The sequence below is a fragment of the Pseudoxanthomonas sp. CF125 genome (genome assembly GCF_900104085.1).
Lineage (GTDB): Bacteria > Pseudomonadota > Gammaproteobacteria > Xanthomonadales > Xanthomonadaceae > Pseudoxanthomonas_A.
On sequence record NZ_FNLD01000002.1, the window covers coordinates 320226 to 340490 of the forward strand.

General features: G+C 64.4%; 20 protein-coding genes. 5 read left to right on the forward strand and 15 right to left on the reverse strand.

Annotation, left to right across the window (positions count from 1 at the left end):
- Positions 1–89: 89 nt before the first annotated feature.
- Positions 90–989, forward strand: coding sequence for a cobalamin biosynthesis protein (locus BLR66_RS10900; RefSeq protein ID WP_093285837.1), 900 nt, complete (start codon positions 90–92; stop codon positions 987–989).
- 91 nt (positions 990–1080) lie between these two features.
- On the opposite strand, the gene BLR66_RS10905 is transcribed toward BLR66_RS10900, so the two are convergent.
- From BLR66_RS10905 to prmA, 9 genes are all read right to left on the reverse strand, one after another.
- Positions 1081–1494: a DUF2752 domain-containing protein gene (locus tag BLR66_RS10905; protein ID WP_255402456.1), complete on the reverse strand. Its 414-nt coding sequence runs from the start codon at positions 1492–1494 to the stop codon at positions 1081–1083.
- A gap of 2 nt (positions 1495–1496) precedes the next feature.
- Positions 1497–1835, reverse strand: a complete 339-nt coding sequence (locus BLR66_RS10910) for a CD225/dispanin family protein (RefSeq protein ID WP_093285840.1) — start codon at positions 1833–1835, stop codon at positions 1497–1499.
- 53 nt (positions 1836–1888) lie between these two features.
- On the reverse strand, positions 1889–2185 hold the full coding sequence (locus tag BLR66_RS10915; protein WP_093285845.1) for a CD225/dispanin family protein: 297 nt from the start codon (positions 2183–2185) through the stop codon (positions 1889–1891).
- Positions 2186–2290: 105 nt separating this feature from the next.
- Positions 2291–4204: an MFS transporter gene (locus tag BLR66_RS10920; RefSeq protein WP_093285849.1), complete on the reverse strand. Its 1914-nt coding sequence runs from the start codon at positions 4202–4204 to the stop codon at positions 2291–2293.
- A gap of 138 nt (positions 4205–4342) precedes the next feature.
- Positions 4343–5626, reverse strand: coding sequence for a phosphoribosylamine--glycine ligase (gene purD, locus BLR66_RS10925; RefSeq protein ID WP_093285853.1), 1284 nt, complete (start codon positions 5624–5626; stop codon positions 4343–4345).
- Positions 5627–5830: 204 nt separating this feature from the next.
- A complete protein-coding gene (gene purH / locus BLR66_RS10930; RefSeq protein ID WP_255402585.1) occupies positions 5831–7396 on the reverse strand; it encodes a bifunctional phosphoribosylaminoimidazolecarboxamide formyltransferase/IMP cyclohydrolase in 1566 nt (521 codons plus the stop codon).
- A gap of 124 nt (positions 7397–7520) precedes the next feature.
- Positions 7521–7790 carry a DNA-binding transcriptional regulator Fis gene (gene fis / locus BLR66_RS10935; RefSeq protein ID WP_093285861.1) on the reverse strand — a complete coding sequence of 90 codons (270 nt, stop codon included), beginning with the start codon at positions 7788–7790 and terminating at the stop codon, positions 7521–7523.
- A 127-nt stretch (positions 7791–7917) separates the two neighbouring features.
- Positions 7918–8859 carry a DUF3426 domain-containing protein gene (locus BLR66_RS10940; RefSeq protein WP_093285865.1) on the reverse strand — a complete coding sequence of 314 codons (942 nt, stop codon included), beginning with the start codon at positions 8857–8859 and terminating at the stop codon, positions 7918–7920.
- Between the two features lie 158 nt (positions 8860–9017).
- Entirely contained in the window at positions 9018–9935 is a 918-nt protein-coding gene (gene prmA / locus BLR66_RS10945) for a 50S ribosomal protein L11 methyltransferase (protein ID WP_093285868.1), read from the reverse strand.
- 229 nt (positions 9936–10164) lie between these two features.
- Between prmA and BLR66_RS10950 the strand changes: the two genes are divergently transcribed.
- On the forward strand, positions 10165–11085 hold the full coding sequence (locus BLR66_RS10950; protein WP_093285872.1) for a hypothetical protein: 921 nt from the start codon (positions 10165–10167) through the stop codon (positions 11083–11085).
- Positions 11082–11441, forward strand: a complete 360-nt coding sequence (locus BLR66_RS10955) for a hypothetical protein (RefSeq protein ID WP_093285876.1) — start codon at positions 11082–11084, stop codon at positions 11439–11441. The genes BLR66_RS10950 and BLR66_RS10955 overlap by 4 nt, the downstream gene beginning before the upstream one ends.
- Before the next feature lie 90 nt (positions 11442–11531).
- Here BLR66_RS10955 and accC read toward each other — a convergent pair whose 3' ends face one another.
- From accC to BLR66_RS10985, 6 genes are all read right to left on the reverse strand, one after another.
- Positions 11532–12899: an acetyl-CoA carboxylase biotin carboxylase subunit gene (accC, locus tag BLR66_RS10960; RefSeq protein ID WP_093285881.1), complete on the reverse strand. Its 1368-nt coding sequence runs from the start codon at positions 12897–12899 to the stop codon at positions 11532–11534.
- A 10-nt stretch (positions 12900–12909) separates the two neighbouring features.
- Entirely contained in the window at positions 12910–13389 is a 480-nt protein-coding gene (gene accB / locus BLR66_RS10965; RefSeq protein WP_093285886.1) for an acetyl-CoA carboxylase biotin carboxyl carrier protein, read from the reverse strand.
- Positions 13390–13453: 64 nt separating this feature from the next.
- Entirely contained in the window at positions 13454–13894 is a 441-nt protein-coding gene (aroQ, locus tag BLR66_RS10970) for a type II 3-dehydroquinate dehydratase (protein ID WP_093285889.1), read from the reverse strand.
- A 254-nt stretch (positions 13895–14148) separates the two neighbouring features.
- Complete coding sequence (locus BLR66_RS10975; protein WP_093285893.1) at positions 14149–14742, reverse strand: TlpA family protein disulfide reductase; 594 nt, start codon at positions 14740–14742, stop codon at positions 14149–14151.
- Entirely contained in the window at positions 14739–17057 is a 2319-nt protein-coding gene (locus BLR66_RS10980; RefSeq protein ID WP_093285896.1) for a protein-disulfide reductase DsbD family protein, read from the reverse strand. The genes BLR66_RS10975 and BLR66_RS10980 overlap by 4 nt, the downstream gene beginning before the upstream one ends.
- 93 nt (positions 17058–17150) lie before the next feature.
- Positions 17151–17579, reverse strand: a complete 429-nt coding sequence (locus tag BLR66_RS10985; protein WP_176943842.1) for a helix-turn-helix domain-containing protein — start codon at positions 17577–17579, stop codon at positions 17151–17153.
- Positions 17580–18129: 550 nt separating this feature from the next.
- Here BLR66_RS10985 and groES point away from each other — a divergent pair.
- Both groES and groL read left to right on the forward strand, forming a co-directional pair.
- Complete coding sequence (gene groES, locus BLR66_RS10990) at positions 18130–18420, forward strand: co-chaperone GroES (RefSeq protein ID WP_093285903.1); 291 nt, start codon at positions 18130–18132, stop codon at positions 18418–18420.
- Between the two features lie 135 nt (positions 18421–18555).
- Positions 18556–20202 carry a chaperonin GroEL gene (gene groL / locus BLR66_RS10995; RefSeq protein ID WP_093285907.1) on the forward strand — a complete coding sequence of 549 codons (1647 nt, stop codon included), beginning with the start codon at positions 18556–18558 and terminating at the stop codon, positions 20200–20202.
- The last annotated feature ends 63 nt before the right edge of the window (positions 20203–20265 follow it).

Consider the following 20265-nt stretch of genomic DNA (forward strand, 5'->3'; position numbering starts at 1 on the left):
GGGGACGTAGCCCCGACCTACGGGCCCCTCGCGACCACGACCCGCCATTCACGGTGGGCCAAGCTAGAATCGCCCACGGAGGGACACCCATGTCGATCACTTTGGTTGCAGTCGTCATTGCATTGGTGCTGGGGCACGTAGCGCCAGCGCTGGTGACGGCCGCGCGTCACTACCATTGGTATGGCCACTGGCTGCGATGGCTGGATGCGAATGCGGGCGAAGGCGGCTTCTGGGGCGGACGCTACGGCATAACAATGGCGCTGCTGCCGCCATTGCTGATCGTCGCCCTGCTGCAATGGATGCTGCGCGCGCCCCCGCTGCTGCTGGGCTTCCTGGGGTTGCTGTTCGGCATCGTCGCGTTGGTCTACGCCTGGGGTCCGCGCGATCTGGATGTCGATGTGGAAGCGATCATCGATGCGCACGATCCGCCTGCGCGGCGCGCTGCCATGGCGCGGCTGTGGCCGGATGGCGCGGCCACCGCGGCCGACGGCCCGGCGCTGGTGGAAGCGGTGTTCCGCAACGCCCTGCATCGCTGGTTCGGCGTGCTGTTCTGGTTTCTGCTGCTGGGGCCGGTGGGCGCCTTGCTGTACCGGCTGACCGCGTTTTCGGTCGAAGGGGAATTCGCGCAAACTCTGCCTGCCGAAACACGGCAAGGCGCACGGGCCCTGTACGCCGTGCTGGACTGGCCGGTGGCCCAGCTGATGACGCTTTCGATGGCGCTGGTCGGCAATTTCGATGCCGTGTTCAATGCGTGGCGCGAAGCGCGCGGCAACCAGTTGCAACTGGACAGCGGTTTCCTGGGCGCGGCCGCACGCGCCAGCGTCAAGAGCGAGTTGGCGGAAGAGGCCGAGGAATACGCCGAGGAAGGCATGGTCCAGGCCATGCGCGAGCTGCCCGAATTGCGCGACGCCATGAGTCTGGTCTGGCGCATCCTGTTGCTGTGGATGGCGGTGCTGGCGTTGTTCGTGGTCGCAGGTTGGGTGAGCTGACCCGGACGCCCTTGTAGGAGCGGGCCCTGCCCGCGACGCTTTTTCCATTGAGCGAAGAGCGTCGCGGGCAGGGCCCGCTCCTACAGAATCTTCAGCTGCCCGGCGCCAGCAACGTAAATGGAAACCACGGCAGGTTCCGCGCGATCCAGTAGAAGGGCAGCAACACCAGCCAGAATTTCGGCTCGGCCACCACGGCGATCAAAGGCCGCAGGAAAGCGGGTTGCCAGCCCAGTTTCCATGCCGCCAGCAGCGGCGAGATCGACAGCATCGACATGGCCAGCGGATTCATCGAGAACGCGCGCGGCACATCGCCATGGGTCAGTGCGTGAAGCGCGCGGGTCATGCCGCAACCGATGCAGTACCAGCCGGTGAAGGCATGGAACATGCATTCCGGGAAAGGGCTGCCGGCCGCGTTGGGGTCGAAATTACGCAGCAGCCAGAAACCGACAACGGCCGCCAGGGCGGCCGCTGTCAGTCCAGCTATCTGCAAAGGCTTCAGTGCCACGATCACTGCGCGGACTGCACCTGTTCCATGATCTGCTGGTACTGGGCGAAGCCGTCGCCCATGGTCAGGCTGTAGGTCGTCCAGGCCACGCCGATGATGGCCAGCGCGGTGGCGACCCAGCACCAGGTCTTGGCGGTAGCCGAGGCGCGCTGCGCGCCGGCGATATCGCCCTGCGCCAGCAGCTTATTGACCTTGCTGGAGAACACGATCGCCACAATGCCGACCAGACCGAGCGGGCAGCACAGGCAGGTAGCCAACACGGTGGAAATAATGGCCCAGGCAAGGTGATTGGGAACGCTACCGGGGGCGGCGGCGGAAGCGGGCGGCGGTACGTAGCTCATCTGGATTCTCCGTTCTGGATGGTTGCTGAGACAGGTGGATGACGGGGGACAGTCTAATTCAGTCCGCCCAGTCCGCCCACCACTCCCAAGGCGACCACGAAAATCAGATACAGAAGGATCGGGATCACTGCCAGTCCGGCCGAAAGCATCGCCCAGAACTTGGCCTTGTCCGAGGCTTCGCGCGCGCCGGCGATATCGCCCGCTCCCCGCTTGCCGTCCACTTGCGAGGCATAGACGATCGACACGATGCCCAAGGGCAGGCAGCAGAACAAGGTGCTCAGGATCGCCCAGACCAGATGGTTGGGAATGTATTCCTGATAGCCGCCCGGAGGCGGAGGCACGTAACTCATACAAGACTCCGGTGACGCCGGGACTGCGGATAGCCCGGACTTCGATTGATTCGTGTTTCCCCGCTATTAGCGTAACCGAATGGTGCTCATCAGAGCACGCTGCCGCTACGCGTCGCCGCCACGCAGTTCGCGTACCCGGGCTTCCAGTTGTTCCGCGGTGGCGCCCTTGCCGTCGATGGTTTCGCCCGCAACCACCTCGACGTGCGCGCGGAAGCGGCGCGGCACGCGCATGCGGGCCATGCGCCCGTCGCGGTGGCTCCACATGCTGGTCCACATGCCTTTGAGCGCCATCGGAACCACCGGCACCGGGCGTCCGCTTTCGGCGGCGCGTTCCAATGCCTTTTCCATGCCCGATTTGAACGGGGCGATCTCGCCGTCGCGGGTCAGCGCGCCTTCCGGGAAGATGCCCACCAGCTGGCCGTCGGCCAGCGCCGCATCGATTTCGTCGAAGGCGCGCTGCATCAACTCCGGGTTCTCGCGTGCGCCGGCGATGGGAATGGCCTTGGCGGTGCGGAAAATCCAGCTCATCACCGGAATGTTGAAGATCTTGTAGTACATGACGAAGCGCACCGGCCGCGGCACGCTGGCCGACAGGATCAGCGCGTCCATGTAGCTGACGTGGTTGCAGACCAGCAATGCGGCTCCTTCGTCGGGCACGTTCTTCTCGATGCCGTGCAGCCGCAGCTTGTACAGCCCGCGCACCAGCACCCAGCTGAGGAAACGCATCAGGAATTCGGGGACGATGGTGAAGATGTAGATGGCCACCACGGCATTGGCGATGGCCAGGGCCAGGAACAATTGCGGGATGGTCCAGCCCAATACCCGTTGCAGGAAAATGCCGATCCCCGCCGCGGCCACGATGAACAGCGCGTTCTGGATATTCATGCCGGCGATCACGCGCGACATTTCCTCGCGCGGAGTACGGCTCTGTATGAGCGCGAACAGCGGCACGACGAAGAAACCGGCGAACAATCCAATGCCGACCAGGTCGATGACGATGCGCGTGCTTCCCGGCGCCGACAGGAAGCTGTCGAAGGTCAGGCCGCGCAGTGGCGGCAGGCCACTGCGAGCGAAATAGAGGTCCAGCAGGAAGGCGCTCATGCCCAGCGCGCCCATCGGCACCAAGCCGATTTCCACTGTGCGTGCCGAGAGTTTTTCGCACAGCAGCGAGCCGACGCCGGTGCCGATGGAGAACAGTGCCAGCCCGAAGATGTAGATGGTGGTGTCCTGCGGCAAGGCGCCCAGGTGCAGCTCTGCGTAAGCCGGCAACTGTGAAGTCAGCATGGTGCCGAAGAACCAGAACCACGATACGCCCAGCACGGCATTGCGTACGGCCGGTTGCTTGCGGGTCAGCCGCCAGATTGCGATGGATTCGGGAATCGGATTCCAGTTGATCTTCAGATCGGGCGCGCCGGCATCCACTTTTGGAATCAACCGAGACAACAAGTTGCCGGCGATCGCCAACAAAATGATCGCAATGGCGGCTACCACCGGACCCTGCGTGCCGGCCAGCACGAAGATCATCCCGCCAGAAATCATGCCCACGAGGATGGCGATCGAGGTGCCCATCTCGACCAAGCCATTGCCACCGGTCAGTTCCTCCGGCTTCAGCACCGAGGGCAGGATTGAATACTTCACCGGTCCAAACAGCGTGGATTGCACGCCGGTGCAGAACAGCGCCACCAGCAGCACGGTCATGTTCTGGGTCAGAAAGCCCACCGCCGCCAGCGACATGATGGCGATCTCCATGGCGGTAGTGATGCGGATCAGGCGCGACTTCTCCAGCTTCTCGGCGAACTGTCCAGCGATGGACGAGAAAAGGAAGTACGGCAGGATGAAAATGGCCGGGGCCAGCATCGCATACAGCGACTTGTCGTCCGCACTGACCGTCATATAGCCCAACAGGCCGATGATGGCCTGCCGGTAGACGTTGTCGTTAAAGGCGCCCAGCGCCTGGACGGCGAAGTAGGGCAGGAAGCGCCGCTGTTTCAGTAGGGCGAACTGGCTGTGGCTCGACATGCAGGCTCCTTGGATGCGCGGAGACTAGCATTTGCCGTTTGCTTCTCCCACCCGGGGAGCGTGGCGTGGCGAAAGTAGAACGATCCGCTACCTGTGGGTCAGTGCGCGCTTACATGGGCGCCAAAACCGGCGTCCCTCTCAGGATTCGCGCGCGATCGCCCGCCAGCCGATGTCGTGGCGGTGGAATTCCCCGTTCCACGAAATCCCGGACACTTCCGCATACGCCTTGCGCTGCGCATCGGCCACGCTGTCGCCCAGCGCGCATACGCACAGCACGCGGCCGCCGGTGGTCACCACGTGGTCGCCCTCGATGCGGGTACCGGCGTGGAAGACCTTGGTATCGGCCACGTCGGGCACGTCCCAGCTGTTGATGACATCGCCCAGGCGCGGCGTATCGGGATAGTTCTGCGCCGCCATCACCACGCCCAGCGATGGACGCGGGTCCCAGCGCACTTCGGTTTCGTGCAAACGCTGGTCGATGGCCGCTTCCACCAGCTCCAGCAGGTCGGATTGCAGGCGCATCATCACCGGTTGCGTCTCCGGATCGCCGAAGCGCACGTTGAATTCGATCACTTTGGGCGCGCCGGCCGCGTCGATCATCAGTCCTGCGTACAGGAAGCCGGTGAAGGGAATGCCGTCGGCGATCATGCCCTGCACGGTGGGATTCACCACTTCGCGCATCACCCGCGCGTGCACTTCCGGCGTGACCACCGGCGCGGGCGAATACGCGCCCATGCCGCCGGTGTTGGGGCCGGTGTCGCCGTCGCCCACCCGCTTGTGGTCCTGCGAGGTGGCCATTGGCAAGGCAGTGACGCCGTCGACCATGCTGATGAAACTGGCTTCCTCGCCGTCCAGGAATTCCTCGATCACCACGCGCGCGCCCGCATCGCCGAAGGCGTTGCCCGAGAGCATGTCGGTGACGGCGGCCTCGGCTTCGGCAAGCGTCATCGCCACGATCACGCCCTTGCCTGCGGCCAGGCCATCGGCCTTGACCACGATGGGCGCGCCTTTGTCGCGGACATAAGCCAGCGCGGGCACGATCTCGGTGAACACCGAATAGAACGCAGTGGGAATGCCATGCCGGGCCAGGAAATCCTTGGCGTAGGCCTTGCTGCCTTCCAGCTGCGCGGCCGCCGCGGTGGGCCCGAAGATGCGCAGGCCGGCCTCACGGAAGCGGTCCACCACGCCGGCCACCAGCGGAATCTCCGGGCCGACCACGGTGACATCCACTTTCGCGTTGCGCGCCAGCGACAGCAGGCCGTCGATGTTGTTCACCGCCACATTCGCATTGCGGCATTTGGTTTCGGTCGCGGTGCCGGCGTTGCCGGGTGCGACGATGACTTCGACGACTCGTTCGGATTGAGCGAGTTTCCATGCCAGGGCGTGTTCGCGGCCGCCTGAGCCTATGATCAGAACTTTCATAACCAGTCTCGCTTTTTTTCCCGCAAGAGCAGGAGTCTAGTGACTTAGAGCCCCTCTCCCACCGGGAGAGGGGTTGGGGTGAGGGTACGGCGGAGTCCGTGATCTTCAGCGATCATGACTTCGTCGCACCCTCATCCGGCGCTTCGCGCCACCCCGTATCGAGTACTGGGCAGGCTCTTCTCCCGCAGGAGAAGGGAGCAGCAATCAGTGCCTGAAGTGCCGCACACCCGTAAACACCATCGCCAACCCATGTTCGTCCGCCGCCGCGATGACTTCATTGTCGCGCATCGACCCGCCCGGCTGGATCACCGCCTTGATGCCCGCTTCGGCCGCCGCATCGATGCCATCGCGGAACGGGAAGAAGGCGTCCGAGGCCATTACCGATCCCGGCACCACCAGGTGCGCATCGGCCGCCTTGATTCCGGCGATGCGCGCCGAATAGACCCGGCTCATCTGGCCGGCGCCCACGCCGATGGTGCGATTGTCCTTCGCATAGACGATGGCGTTGGACTTGACGAACTTGGCCACCTTCCAGGCGAACAGAAGATCGGCAAACTGCGCCTCGCTCGGCGCCAGCTTCGTCACCACCTGCAGTTCGTCGCGCGTCACCACGCGATCGTCGGCAGTCTGCATCAGCATCCCCGAGCCCACGCGCTTGGTGTCGATGAAACCTTTCGAGGCCGGCGCGAGCGGGATGCGCAACACGCGCACGTTGGCCTTTTTCTTCGCGTATTCCAGCGCGCCTTCGTCGTAATCCGGCGCGATCAGCACCTCGACGAACTGGCGGTCCAGGATTGCTTTCGCGGTCGCCGCATCCAGCGCGCGGTTGAAGGCGATGATGCCGCCGAAGGCGCTGGTCGGGTCGGTGGCGTAGGCCAGCTCGTAGGCATCGCCGCAGGCCACGCCCACCGCCACGCCGCACGGATTGGCATGCTTGACGATCACGCAGGCCGGCGAGTCGAACTGGCGCACGCATTCCCAGGCCGCGTCGCTGTCGGCGATGTTGTTGTAGCTCAGCTCCTTCCCCTGCAGCTGAGTGAAGGTGGCCAGCGAACCGGGGGCGGGGTACAGGTCGCGGTAGAACGCGGCCTGCTGGTGCGGGTTCTCGCCGTAGCGAAGATCCATGACTTTGACGAAGCTGCCGTTGGACTGCGCCGAGAACGCCGCGCGCGCCGGCACGTCGCGCGACGGATCGTCCACGGCGGAGAGATAGTTGCTGATCGCCGCGTCGTACTGCGCCACGCGATTGAAGGCGGCGACCGAAAGTGCGAAACGCGTCGCGGCCGACAGTGCGCCGTCGTTGCCCTCCAGCTCCTCCACGATGCCGGCATATTGCGCCGGATCGGTGGCCACTGCGACGCGCGCGAAATTCTTGGCGGCCGAACGCAACATCGCCGGTCCGCCGATGTCGATGTTCTCCACTGCGTTCTCGAGAGTGCAGGCAGGATCGGCGGTGACGGTCTCGAACGGATACAGATTCAGCACCAGCAGGTCGATCGGGGCGATGCCGTGTTCGGCCATCACCGCATCGTCGGCGCCTGCGCGCCCCAGCAGGCCGCCGTGGACCATGGGATGCAGGGTCTTGACCCGGCCATCCATCATTTCGGGGAAGCCGGTGACTTCGGAGACATCGCGTACGGCCAGCCCCGCGTCGCGCAGCGCCTTGGCGGTGCCGCCGGTGGACAGGAGCTCTACATTGCGGGCGGCCAGCGCAGTGGCCAGTGCGACCAGGCCGGTCTTATCGGAAACGGACAGCAGCGCCCGGCTTATTTTCACGGAGGCGCCAGGCTTGGAATGGGAAGTCATGGGGAGGGCGGTGCGGGAAGGTGGCGCGAATTATAACTTCCGCAGCGCAGCACCACCGTGCGCGGACGGCCCGGTACGCCATGCGAACTCAGGCCAGCCCGTAGTCCTTGAGTTTCTTGCGCAGGGTGGCGCGGTGGATGCCCAGCAGCGCCGCCGCGCGGCTCTGGTTACCCTCGCAATGGTTCAGCACTTCGACGAACAAGGGGATTTCCATTTCACGCAGCACGATCTCGTACACATCGTCCGCGTCGCTGCCATCCAGATCGCGCAGGTAGCGGCGCACCGATTGCGCCACGTGTTCGCGCAATGGAGGTTTTGGATTGCCACGGCTGGTGTCATGGCGAGCGGCGGCATTCACGAAGGGCGATCCCCTGGCCAAAATCGTTGCTGGAAAACCGTCGAGCGGGTCACGGCTTTCGACGGGGAGGGGAGTCTAGCGCGTGATCTGCGCGGGTGCATCCCTTTGTTGACGATTTTGCTTGCCGCTAGCGAAAGTCGAACGAGAACGCCACCACGTCCGGGTTCGGTTCATGCAATCTCAATACGATCTGAGCGCTTTGGCCAGGGGCGAGTTCCGTTTGCGTTGCGGTAGCGCCCAGATACTCTTTTGGCGCAAAGGCGCGAGCGCCGAGCACGCGGCCATCGGCGTCGGACAACGACAACAGCAAAACCGGCCAAGCCTGCGGCCAGCGTGCATCGTTGCGGAAGGTGGCTTGCACATTCAAACCGCCCTGGGTATCCGGAATCGGACTCACATCGCGGCTCAGCATCGCCAATGCACTGGGTTGGTGCCAGGCGGGCACCGAGCATCCCGCCACCGCGCACAGGGAAACGATTAACGGCCTCCAGCTCGCATCGGCCGCCAGGCGGGCGCGGTCGGCCACCAGCACCTGAACTGACAATAGAACTGCGAGCACCACCAGCGCCGCCCACTGCCACTTTGCGGTACGTGCAGGTATCAGAGGTTGGGCGCGCTGCCGGGTAAAGCTGGGTCCCGGATATTGCAGGGTCGGTGATGGTGCGGCGGGCACCGACGCTTTCGTTGCGATTTCGTCGATTGCGGTAGCGGCCGTTTCGATCTCCTCGGGCTCCACGGCAGGCGGTTCGTCCTGAACGACGCTGGCAAGGGGTTCAACATCGACGATGGCTTTAACCGCATCGCTCGTCGCCTCGTTGGTCGTTTCCCGCGCCAGGTGCGTGTCGGTTTCCGTTGCTGCAGGAGCGGAAGCCGCTACTTGCAGAAACCTGGCGAAACTGGGCCCACCTTTTGCCGGCGCATCGCCGGTCGCGGTAACGGCAGTGGCCGCTTTTTCACGCGGCACGTCCGCACGCAGCCGGCCGCCGCAACGCGGGCACAGCACGGGCGGCAGATTGGTTTCCCGGTCGGTGGCGACCAGATCGCGGCAATGCGGGCAGGAAAAGAACATGCGGCTATTCAATCATGGGATTGCAGCTACAAGAAGCGGACTGTAGGAGCGGGCCCTGCCCGCGAGCTTTTCCGGACGTATCGCATTCGTCGGCTACCTACCAAAAGCTCGCGGGCAGGGCCCGCTCCTACACGGGCGGGGCCCGCCCCTACAGAGGTTCAGCGTCGTACGCCTTCGATGCGCATCCAATCGCCTTCCTGGTCGGTGGTCAGCCGGTCGAACCAGGGGGCGTAGCGGACCAGCAGCTCATCCTCCTGTCCCTGCAGGATGCCCGACAGCGCGATGCGCCCGCCGGGCGCGACGCGTTTGGCCAGCGTCTCGGCCAGGGCGTCCAGGGCCGAAGCGAGGATGTTGGCGACGACGATTGGATAGGTTGCTTGTGGCTCGTCCTGCGGCAGGTAAACCGCCAGCCGCTCGCCCACCCCATTGCGCTCGGCGTTGTCGAAGCTGGCGGTCAGCGCCTGCGGGTCGTTGTCCACGCCAACGGCGCTGGCGGCGCCCAGTTTGAGCGCGGCCAGGGCGAGGATGCCCGAGCCGCAGCCGAAATCGAGCACGCTCGTGCCCTGCAGTTCCCCTTCGCACGCCAGCCGGTCCAGCCAGCGCAGGCACAGCGCAGTGGTGGGATGGGTGCCGGAGCCGAAGGCCAGCCCCGGATCCAGCCGCACGATCGCCGCATCGGGGTTGTCGGCTTCCTCGGGAAGCGCTTGATTCCACGGCACGATGAAAGTGCGCGCGCCAAAACGCAGCGGCACGTACTGGTCCATCCAGGCGCGTTCCCAATCCTGGTCCTCCACACTGCGGAAGCTGGCGCTGGACCAGTCCAGGCCGGGATCGAACGATTCCAGCGCAGCCAGCAGCGCCAGCGCGTTGGTTTCCGCGGGAAACAACGCAGTCAGCACCAGCGCATGCCACAACGGCGTCTGGCCCACACCGGGTTCGAGGATCGCGTGTTCGTTGCTGGTATCGGCATCTGCGTCCAGCAGGGTGACCGATAGGGCGCCGACGTCCTCCAGCGCGTTTTCATAGCGCGGCTGGTCGGATTCGCTGCAGCGTAGGGAGAGTTCCAGATAGGGCATGTTGCCGCTCGGTCGAAGAAAGTTTGGGGGAAAACAGCGCGCTCGATTCAGAAAACCGCAGGAACCGGCCGCGCCATAGGGCGGGAAGTCTGCATTAGACTACGGCGCGGCCTCCGAATTGTCGTGCGCCGGTTCCGAGCGGCGATTCGCATAGAGGCCAAAGACGCGGCCGCTTCCTCCTTCAGATCGTCATGCTCAGCCTAGCGAAAATGGTCAGCCAGCAGTCCTAATGCTCACGTTGAAAACAAAATCCGTGTTCTTGCTGCTTGCGGTCGCCGGACTGTCGGTCGCTGTGGCCTGGAATCGCGGCATGGTGGATTCGGCTGGCTTGAGCCCGCGCGTTGGAAGCGAAGCCGGTGGCATGGCGCAGGCCGCTGCGGCTTTGCACGAACGTTCCGGCTACATCCCAAAATCCCCGAGCGATTCGCGTGTGGATTTCGAAGGCGCCAGCGACCTCTACGCCTATGTCCAGGGGCTGCGCGCGCAGGAAACGGCGGGAGACGCGGAAGCCTTGTGGGAGGTAAGCCGCGTGCTCGACTACTGCGCCGCCTATGCGGCCGACCCGGCGGGGTATGCCGCCGATACCCGCACGATCTCGGAATTGAAGGGCACCTCGACTGCGGCGATGGCGGCTGCGCGCGACCGTGTCGGCAAGCGTTGCGCGCGTTTCGTTCCCGCCGACGGTTTTTCCTTGTCGTCTTTGCGCGCCAAGCGGTTCGATGCCGCGCGTGCGGGCAGTCTGGCCGCCGAGGCGGCGTTGCTGGCGATGGGCGAGCCCCTGTCCGACAGCAACGAATACAAACAGGATCTGGTGGAACGCGTACGCCGTTCCGGTGATCCCGAGGCCTACGTCGCGATTTCGCCCGCCATGGGCATCGCCGGGAGCGGCCAGGAAGCTTATTTGGGCAGAATTTCGGGTACGCAGTACTCCGAACTCGCCTGGTTGCTGGCGGCGTGCCGCCTTGGCAACGATTGCAGCCCCAGCGGCGTATTGATGACGTCGTATTGCGCCAACGGCGGGATCTGTTCGCGCGACAGCTCCCAGGATTTTTACCTGTTCGTTCTCGATGCCGGCGTGCCCAGGCAGGGAGCGGACAATTTGAACGGAATGGTGGATAGCCTCATGTCGGATATTGGAGTTGCGAAATGACTCACAAGCGCTTTGCGCAAAAAGCGAAGAAAGGGTTCTGGATACTTCTGTTCGTGGCCTATGCCGCATTGGCGGCCGGCGTGGTGATCGAAACCACCAGGCCGGAATTCCGCGGGCTGACGCAGATTTCGGTGATTTCGGTGGATTCGGCCGAGGAAGCCAGGAGCAAGGGCGCGGGCCAGGTTGCGGCGGTCTATCGCGCCACCAGCGGCGTGCCTTTTTCATCGCTGCCGCCCGGCAGCACTTTCAAGATCGTATGGCCCGACGGTTCGTCGGAAACCATCGTGGTGGGCAGTCCTCTGTCGAGCATCGCCGCACGCCCACTCAAGGGTACGCAGCAGCCGCCTTCGGAATAAGAACCCGAGGCGGCGGCTTCTTTCGCGCCATGACGTACGAAGAGTCATTGGCGGCGCAAGCAGGACCGGGCCGGCATCCGGCCCGATCTTCTACACCAGCGCGATCGACTTGTTCTTGCGCTCGGCCAGCCGTTTTTCCAGGTAGTGGATGTTCTGCGCGCCGGCCTGGAAGCCGGTGTCGCGCATGATCGACTGCTGCAGCGGAATATTGGTCTTGATGCCGTCCACCACCATCTCGCTCAGCGCCACGCGCATGCGGGCGATGGCGGTTTCGCGGTCGGGACCGTGCACGATCAGCTTGCCGATCATGGAATCGTAATTAGGCGGTACGCGATAGCCGGTGTAGATGTGCGTGTCCACGCGCACGCCCGGGCCGCCCGGCGGATAGAAGCCGGAGATCAGGCCGGGGCTGGGCGCGAACGTGTCGGGGTCTTCGGCGTTGATGCGGCACTCGATGGCGTGGCCGCGCAGCACGATGTCCGACTGCTTGATCGATAGCTTCTGCCCGGCGGCGATCTTCAGCTGCTCGCAGACCAGGTCGATGCCGGTGATGCGCTCGGTGACCGGGTGCTCCACCTGGATGCGGGTGTTCATTTCGATGAAGTAGAAGCGGCCGTTTTCGTACAGGAATTCGAACGTGCCCGCGCCGCGGTAGCCGATGCGGATGCAGGCGTCCACGCAGACCTTGCCGATCTCGTTGCGCTGCTCTTCGCTGATGCCCGGCGCCGGCGCTTCCTCCACCACTTTCTGGTGGCGGCGCTGCATCGAACAATCGCGCTCGCCCAGATGGACCGCGCCGCCCTGGCCGTCGGCCAGCACCTGGATCTCCACGTGGCGCGGATTCTCCAGGAATTTCTCCATGTACACCTGGTCGTTGCTGAAGGCGGCCTTGGCTTCTGCCTTGGTGGTGCTGATGGCGCTGTTGAGCGCGCCTTCGGCATGCACCACGCGCATGCCGCGTCCGCCGCCGCCGCCGGCGGCCTTGATGATCACCGGGTAGCCGATCTCGCGCGCGATCTTGGTGTTGGTGACGATGTCGTCGCCCAACGGACCGCCGGAGCCGGGCACGCAGGGCACGCCCGCGGCCTTCATCGCGCGGATCGCTTCCACCTTGTCGCCCATCAGGCGGATGGTGTCGGCCTTGGGACCGATGAAGATGAAACCGGATTGCTCCACGCGCTCAGCAAAATCGGCGTTCTCGCTGAGGAAGCCGTAGCCCGGATGGATCGCCTGCGCATCGGTCACCTCGGCGGCGGCGATGATCGCCGGCACGTTGAGGTAGCTTTCGCTGGAAGGCGCAGGGCCTATGCAGACCGATTCGTCGGCCATGGCCACGTGCTTGAGGTTGCGGTCCACGGTGGAATGCACGGCGACCGTGCGGATGCCCATCGTGTGGCAGGCGCGCAGGATGCGCAGCGCGATTTCGCCGCGATTGGCGATGACGACTTTGTCGAGCATGGGCCGCGCCTCAGCCGATCACGAACAGCGGCTGGTCGAATTCGACCGGCGAACCGCTTTCGGTCAGCACCGCCAGGATGGTGCCGGACACGTCGGCCTCGATCGGGTTGAACATCTTCATCGCTTCGATGATCGCCAGGGTTTCGCCGGCCTTCACCGACTGGCCGACGGTCACGAAAGCCGGCTTGTCCGGCGAGGGCGAGGTGTAGAACGTGCCGACCATCGGCGAGCGCATCACGTGGCCTTCCGGCTGATCGCTACCGCCCGGTTTGGCGCCGCCGCCGGTCGCCGACTCGGTGGGCGAGGACATCGGCATGGGTGCGGCGGCGCGCGCTTCGGCCGGCGCGGCGTAGACCGGGGCCGCGGCCTGGTAGTTGCCCTTGGGCACGCGCGCCAGACGCACGCTTTCTTCGCCTTCCTTGATCTCGATTTCGGCGAGATTGGATTCTTCCAGCAGGTCGATGAGTTTCTTGATCTTGCGCAGGTCCATGTTGGCCTCTGTGGTTGGATGCCCGCGCCGCTGACGGTGCGAGTCGGGATAAGGAAAGGGAAAGTCAGGCGGGAAGCCGCTTGAGCGCGGCTTCCATGGCATAGCGGTAGCTGTCGGCACCGAAGCCGCAGACCACGCCTACCGCCAGATCGCTGAAGTAGCTGTGGTGGCGGAAGGGCTCGCGGGTATGCGGGTTGGACAGGTGGATCTCGATGAATGGGATCGCCACGGCCGCCAGCGCATCGCGCAGGGCCACCGAGGTGTGGGTGAAGGCGGCTGGATTGATCAGGATGAAGGCGGTACCGTCGGTGCGTGCAGCCTGCACGCGATCGACCAGCTGGTGCTCGGCGTTGGACTGGAGGCTTTCCGCTTGGTGTCCGCCCGCTGCCGCCTGCGCCGTCAGCGCGGCGTCGATCTCGGCCAGCGTGGTGCGGCCATAGACCTCGGGCTCGCGGGTGCCGAGCAAGTTGAGATTGGGGCCGTGCAGGACCAGCAGCTTTGCCATCGAACGCTCCAGCGGAAGCGCCGCAGTCTGCGTGAAGACGTCAATACTGTCCAGTTCGCAGAAGTTACTGGTGTTTTAAACAATTGTTTCAAATTGCCAGAGTCATCCTGCGTGGGAGCGGCGTCCCGCCGCGAGCTCTTAACTCAGCGCCCGAATAACCTGTGGCGAAGCTTCGTGCAGTTCAAAAGCTCGCGGCGGGACGCCGCTCCCACCGGCCCGGAAAGGTTTATGCGCGTCGGGGGCGTAGCCCCGACCTACTTTGTCCAGCTGTCGATTTCGCCGGCGGCGAAGGGACCGACCTTCTGCTTCAGGATCCTGCCATCGGCGCCGACCAGTACCGAGTACGGCAGCACTCCCTTGCGGTTGCCCAGCCACACGCTGGCGTCGGCGGGGCCGGGCGTGTCCACCAGGATCGGATAGGTCACCGGTACACGGGTAAGGAATTGGCGGATGTTCTCAGGCGTATCCAGCGCCAACCCGATGACCTGTACCCCTGCCGGACCCTCGGCGCGGGCGTAGCGGTCCAGCTCCGGCATCTCTTCTATGCAGGGCCCGCACCAGCTGGCCCATACATTGATCAGCAGTGGCCGCCCGGCGTAAGCCCGAGGCAGCGATTGGGTTCGTCCCTGCAGATCGGGAAGAGCGATAGTCGGCATCGGCTCGCCCGGGCGGGCGGGCTTCACTCCCCGTGGCGGTTCCGGTGCGGAAGCCTCCATAGCGGCCTGCAACGCGCGCTGGCCGGTGTCGGTGCGCAGCAGCGGACTTCCGCCCCACCAAAGGCTGGCGAGCACGCCCAACACGCCCGCCGCACCCGCAACCAACAAGATGCGTGTAGTGGTCAGTTTCATCGCTTGGCGCGCGCCAGGGCCTTGGCCACCACTTCCTGGGTCAATACGGTCGGTAGTACTTCGCCTTCGCCGCCATCGCTGGGGAACACCACGTACAACGGCACACCCACGGCCTGGTGGGCTTCCAGGAATTGCGTGATGGCCGGGTCCACATTGGTCCAGTCGCCCTGCATGAATACCGCGTCGGCCTGCTGCATCGAGGCGCGGAAATCCTCGCGCCCCAGCACCGCTTTCTCGTTGGCCTTGCAGGTCACGCACCAGTCGGCGGTCATGTCCACGAAGACCACGCGGCCTTCGGCGCGCAATGCCGCCAGTTTCGCCGCCGAATACGGCACGAAATCGGAGTTTGCCGTGGCGGCATTGACTGGCTCGGGGCGCAAGCGGTGCACCAGCACCAGCGGCGCCAGCGATGCCAGCAACACCAGCAGCGCCAGCGCACGGCGCAGCGGCGCTACCTGCAGGCGCAGGCGCTGGTACCACCATAGACCCAGCGCCAGCAGCACCAGTCCGGCCAGCGCCAGGCCGATCGCATCCACGCCGCGCTGTTTACCCAACACCCACAGCAGCCAGACTGCGGTCAGATACATCGGGAAAGCGAGGAAATGCTTCAGCGTTTCCATCCACGCACCCGGCTTCGGCAGGCGCTGCGCCAGTCCCGGCACGAAACCGATCAGCAGGAACGGCAATGCCAACCCCAGCCCCAGGAAGGCGAAGACCAGTAGCGCCACCGGCGTAGACGCAGTAAAGGCGAAGGCCAGCGCTGCGCCCATGAACGGCGCAGTGCACGGGCTGGCGATCACCACCGCCAGCACGCCGGTGAAGAAATCCCCCGCGGGGCCGCTGCGTCCGGTGAGCTCGTGTCCGGCGCCGGCGAAACGATGGCCCAGCGCGAACACGCCCGACAGGCTCAGGCCCACCGCGAACATCAGATACACCAAAGCCCCGATCACCAGCGGCTGTTGCAGCTGGAAACCCCAGCCCAGCGCCTGTCCGGCCGCACGCAGGGCCAAGGCGATGGCGCCGATGGCGATGAAGCTCAGCAGCACGCCGGCCGTGTACCAGAGCGCGCTGGCGCGGGCATGGCCGCCGTCGCGCCCGCTGTCGGCCAGCGACAAAGCCTTCAGCGACAGCACCGGCAGCACACACGGCATCAGGTTGAGGACCAGTCCGCCGGCGAGCGCCAGCAGCAGCGCCACCCATACGCTGGTCGACTTGCCGGCTTTGCGCAGTACGTCGGCGGGCGGGGTGGTGCGGGGCACTTCCAATGCCACACCATCCCCACCCAACCCTCCCCTTGAAGGGGAGGACTCAGAAGCGGTGGTTTCTTGCTCCCTCCCCTTCAAGGGGAGGGTTGGGGTGGGGATGGTGTTCCCGTCCGTAGCCGAGAGGTCGGCAGCAGAGGTGATATGGCCTTTCGGTATCGCCAGCTTCACCGCACGCGTCATCGGCGGATAGCAGATGCCGTCCTTCTGGCAGCCCTGGAAAGTCACCTTCAACGTGGCGTCGGCGGCTTCGCCCGAGCTGCGTTGCAACGGCACCGGCACCTCGGCCTGGTCGAAGTAGACAATCACTTCGCCGAAATGCTCATCGCGATGCGACTGGCCTTGCGGCCAGCGCGGACGGCCCAGCGCCAGGTGCTTGGCGCCTTCCAATTTCATCGTGGTGCGGTCGCGATACACGTAGTAGCCCGGCGCCGGGGTGAAGCGCAACAGCAGCTGGTTGCCGTCGTAGGCGATGGCTTCGAAAGCGAACGCCTGTTCCTGCGGCAGCGGCAAGGCCTCGGCCGCGCCGGAAGGCGCTGTTGCAGCCTGGCCGAACCGCGGCAGGCCGCCAGCGTTGGTCGCGCCAAGCGGCCCGGTGGGTCCGGCAATGGCTCCGGCGGCGGGCAGCTTCACCACCAGCTTGCGGGTTTGCGGGGGGTAGCAGATGCCGGCATCCGCGCAGCCCTGGTATTTCACTTTCAGGGTCACGCTTTCGACGCCTGGCGCCGCCTGGCCGGCCAGCACGCCGGTCAGGTCCTGGTGGTAGGTTTCCACGTCGCCGAAGAATTCGTCACGGTAGGCCTTGCCTTTGGGCAGCTGCAGCTTGCCGGCCTGGAAGCCCGGCCCATCGACCTGCACGTCGGTGCGGTGGCGATACAGGTAATAACCGTCGGCGACCTTCCATTGCACCTCGATGCGATCGCGACTGGGCGCGCTTGCGGTCAATGCGAAAGCCTGGTCCACCGGCAGCAGGTCCGCTTCGCTCACAGCGAAAGCCGGCGTCGCCGGAATGGCGAAGGCAAGCAGAGCCAGCAGGCGCGGCAGGATGGTCATCGAATCGGTCTTCCTCAGAGCGGGCAAAAAATAAGCGGCCGTTCGACCGCATGCACGCGCCGCAGTTCATTAGGGTCCGTTAACGGCCCTAGGTTAACCGGTGGCGGGGATTCCTGGCCGCGAACCGGGCCCGCGGCGGCCGATGGCACGGCCGGTCCGTTGTGCCGCCAATTCCTCCATGACCTCCAGCAACGAGATCCGGGCGCGCAACGGCACCTCGCGGAAGGCATGCACCAGCCGGAATTCCAGCGGGTCCTCGATCAGCAGCGCTTCGGCGGTGGCGATGGAGTCCAGCAGGACTTCGCGCGACAAGGACATCTCGCCGCGGCCGGTCACCAGCCACTCGAACTGCACCTCGGTCACCTGGGCCAGCTTGCGCAGGTGGGAGACGCTGGGGTTTTTTCCCAGGGGAGCCTCCCAGTGGCTGACTGCGCTGCGTTGCACGCCCACGGCCTCAGCCAACTGCTTCTGCGACATTCCCGCGGCGCGGCGGGCCAGGCGAATCCTTTCTTGCTGAATCATCGGCACTCCTTGGCCTAGCATCTTGGAAAGGGAAATCTACATTACCGGAGACAGTACTTCTCACAGAAGTCAAAGAGCTACCAATACTAAACAGGTGACCAATATTAGGCACATAACGTCTGCTTTTGGTAGCACTTCAGTAATTTATCTCAATTTAATTGAAGAGTTACACCTGTAAGGTACCGAAACTAACCTGATTAAGTCCCTTATTGACCCGTCCCTGTCTTCCCATGGCAAGAACGGGTTGGTATTCCTACGCTCGCTGGCAGGAAGTCGGCTTTGACAGGAAGTCGGCGGGGGGAGAGGCGCAGGGTGAGGTACGCCTAAGCAAGGACACGACACCATCTCCATGAGAGCGCGCATGCCCCTGTCATGCGCGCTCTTTTTTTGCCCTGCGTTTTCCCCTCTTGAATCGCACGCAGGGGCACCCCATCTGTCTTGCATCCCGGCATTGCCGGGTTTTTATGCCCGCGAAGCTGGCACTCACCCGGTACGAGTGCTAACATCGCCGCCCCTTTCCCAGTGCAATCAATCACTTAAGAGGATTGAAATGAGCAATATCAAGCCGTTGTACGACCGCGTAGTCATCAAGCGCGTCGAAGAAGAGAAGTTGTCCGCTGGCGGTATCGTCATTCCGGACTCCGCCACCGAGAAGCCCATCAAGGGCAACGTCATCGCCGTCGGCGACGGCAAGGCGCTGGACAACGGCACCGTCCGCGCACCCAAGGTGAAGGTCGGCGACCAGGTCCTGTTCGGCAAGTACAGCGGCACCGAAGTGAAGCTGGACGGCACCGACTACCTGGTGGTGAAGGAAGACGACATCTTCGCGATCCTCGGCTGATCCGAGCACGGGATTCGGAATTCGGGATTTGAGATTCGCAACGGCGCAAAGCACGTAGCGAAACTTCCCGACTGCCGGCATCCCGCTTCCTAACGAATCCCCAATCCCGAATCACGAATCCCGGAGTTACTCAACATGTCCGCCAAAGAAATCCGTTTCGGTGAAGACGCACGCGCCCGCATGGTGCGCGGCGTCAACATCCTCGCCAATGCCGTCAAGGCCACCCTGGGTCCGAAGGGCCGCAATGTCGTGCTCGAGAAGAGCTACGGCGCTCCCACCATCACCAAGGACGGCGTCTCCGTCGCCAAGGAAATCGAGCTTGCCGACAAGTTCGAGAACATGGGCGCGCAGATGGTGAAGGAAGTCGCTTCCAAGACCTCCGACAACGCCGGCGACGGCACCACCACCGCCACCGTGCTGGCGCAGGCGCTGATCCGCGAAGGTTCCAAGGCGGTCGCCGCCGGCATGAACCCGATGGACCTCAAGCGTGGCATCGACAAGGCGGTCATCGCCGCCGTGGCCGAGTTGAAGAAGATCAGCAAGCCCACCGCCGACGACAAGGCCATCGCCCAGGTCGGCACCATTTCGGCCAACAGCGACGAGTCGATCGGCAACATCATCGCCGACGCGATGAAGAAGGTCGGCAAGGAAGGCGTGATCACCGTTGAAGAAGGCTCGGGCCTGGACAATGAGCTGGACGTCGTCGAAGGCATGCAGTTCGACCGCGGCTACCTGTCGCCTTACTTCGTCAACAACCAGCAGTCGATGTCGGTGGACCTGGACGATCCGTTCATCCTGCTCTACGACAAGAAGATCTCCAACGTGCGCGACCTGCTGCCCGTGCTGGAAGGCGTGGCCAAGTCCGGCAAGCCGTTGCTGATCGTCGCTGAAGAAGTCGAAGGCGAAGCCCTGGCGACGCTGGTGGTCAACACCATCCGCGGTATCGTCAAGGTTTGCGCCGTGAAGGCGCCGGGCTTCGGCGACCGCCGCAAGGCGATGCTGGAAGACATGGCCACCCTGACCGGCGGCGTGGTGATCTCCGAGGAAGTGGGCCTGTCGCTGGAGAAGGCGACCCTGCAGGACCTGGGCCGCGCCAAGAAGATCCAGGTGTCGAAGGAAAACACCACCATCATCGACGGCGCCGGCGAATCCACCAACATCGAAGCCCGCATCAAGCAGATCAAGGCGCAGATCGAAGACACCTCTTCGGACTACGACCGCGAGAAGCTGCAGGAACGCGTGGCCAAGCTGGCCGGCGGCGTGGCCGTGATCAAGGTCGGCGCATCGACCGAGATCGAGATGAAGGAAAAGAAGGCGCGCGTCGAAGACGCCCTGCACGCCACCCGCGCTGCGGTGGAAGAAGGCGTGGTCCCGGGCGGCGGCGTTGCGTTGATCCGCGCGTTGCAGGCCATCGGCGATTTGAAAGGCGCCAATGAAGACCAGAACCACGGCATCAACATCGCCAAGCGCGCGATGGAAGCGCCGTTGCGCGAAATCGTCACCAACTGCGGCGAAGAGCCGTCGGTGGTGCTGAACCAGGTCGCTTCCGGCACCGGCAACTACGGCTACAACGCCGCCACCGGCGAATACGGCGACATGATCGCGTTCGGCATCCTGGACCCGACCAAGGTCACCCGTTCGGCCCTGCAGAACGCGGCGTCCATCGCCGGCCTGATGATCACCACCGAAGCTATGGTGGCCGAAGCGCCGAAGAAGGAAGAGCCGGCCGGCGGCGGTCATGGCGGCGGCGGTATGGGCGGCATGGGCGGCATGGATTTCTGATTCCGCCCTGCGACCTCGTGTTGCAATCCGAAAGGCCCGCCCAGTGCGGGCCTTTCGTTTATG

Bases quoted from the DNA above. Each gene is read 5' to 3' on its own strand.
- BLR66_RS10900 (WP_093285837.1), top strand. From the start codon at position 90: ATGTCGATCACTTTGGTTGCAGTCGTCATTGCATTGGTGCTGGGGCAC.
- BLR66_RS10910 (WP_093285840.1), bottom strand. From the start codon at position 1,835: ATGAGCTACGTACCGCCGCCCGCTTCCGCCGCCGCCCCCGGTAGCGTT.
- BLR66_RS10915 (WP_093285845.1), bottom strand. From the start codon at position 2,185: ATGAGTTACGTGCCTCCGCCTCCGGGCGGCTATCAGGAATACATTCCC.
- BLR66_RS10920 (WP_093285849.1), bottom strand. From the start codon at position 4,204: ATGTCGAGCCACAGCCAGTTCGCCCTACTGAAACAGCGGCGCTTCCTG.
- purD (WP_093285853.1), bottom strand. From the start codon at position 5,626: ATGAAAGTTCTGATCATAGGCTCAGGCGGCCGCGAACACGCCCTGGCA.
- BLR66_RS10940 (WP_093285865.1), bottom strand. From the start codon at position 8,859: ATGTTCTTTTCCTGCCCGCATTGCCGCGATCTGGTCGCCACCGACCGG.
- prmA (WP_093285868.1), bottom strand. From the start codon at position 9,935: ATGCCCTATCTGGAACTCTCCCTACGCTGCAGCGAATCCGACCAGCCG.
- BLR66_RS10950 (WP_093285872.1), top strand. From the start codon at position 10,165: ATGCTCACGTTGAAAACAAAATCCGTGTTCTTGCTGCTTGCGGTCGCC.
- BLR66_RS10955 (WP_093285876.1), top strand. From the start codon at position 11,082: ATGACTCACAAGCGCTTTGCGCAAAAAGCGAAGAAAGGGTTCTGGATA.
- accC (WP_093285881.1), bottom strand. From the start codon at position 12,899: ATGCTCGACAAAGTCGTCATCGCCAATCGCGGCGAAATCGCGCTGCGC.
- accB (WP_093285886.1), bottom strand. From the start codon at position 13,389: ATGGACCTGCGCAAGATCAAGAAACTCATCGACCTGCTGGAAGAATCC.
- aroQ (WP_093285889.1), bottom strand. From the start codon at position 13,894: ATGGCAAAGCTGCTGGTCCTGCACGGCCCCAATCTCAACTTGCTCGGC.
- BLR66_RS10975 (WP_093285893.1), bottom strand. From the start codon at position 14,742: ATGAAACTGACCACTACACGCATCTTGTTGGTTGCGGGTGCGGCGGGC.
- BLR66_RS10980 (WP_093285896.1), bottom strand. From the start codon at position 17,057: ATGACCATCCTGCCGCGCCTGCTGGCTCTGCTTGCCTTCGCCATTCCG.
- BLR66_RS10985 (WP_176943842.1), bottom strand. From the start codon at position 17,579: ATGATTCAGCAAGAAAGGATTCGCCTGGCCCGCCGCGCCGCGGGAATG.
- groES (WP_093285903.1), top strand. From the start codon at position 18,130: ATGAGCAATATCAAGCCGTTGTACGACCGCGTAGTCATCAAGCGCGTC.
- groL (WP_093285907.1), top strand. From the start codon at position 18,556: ATGTCCGCCAAAGAAATCCGTTTCGGTGAAGACGCACGCGCCCGCATG.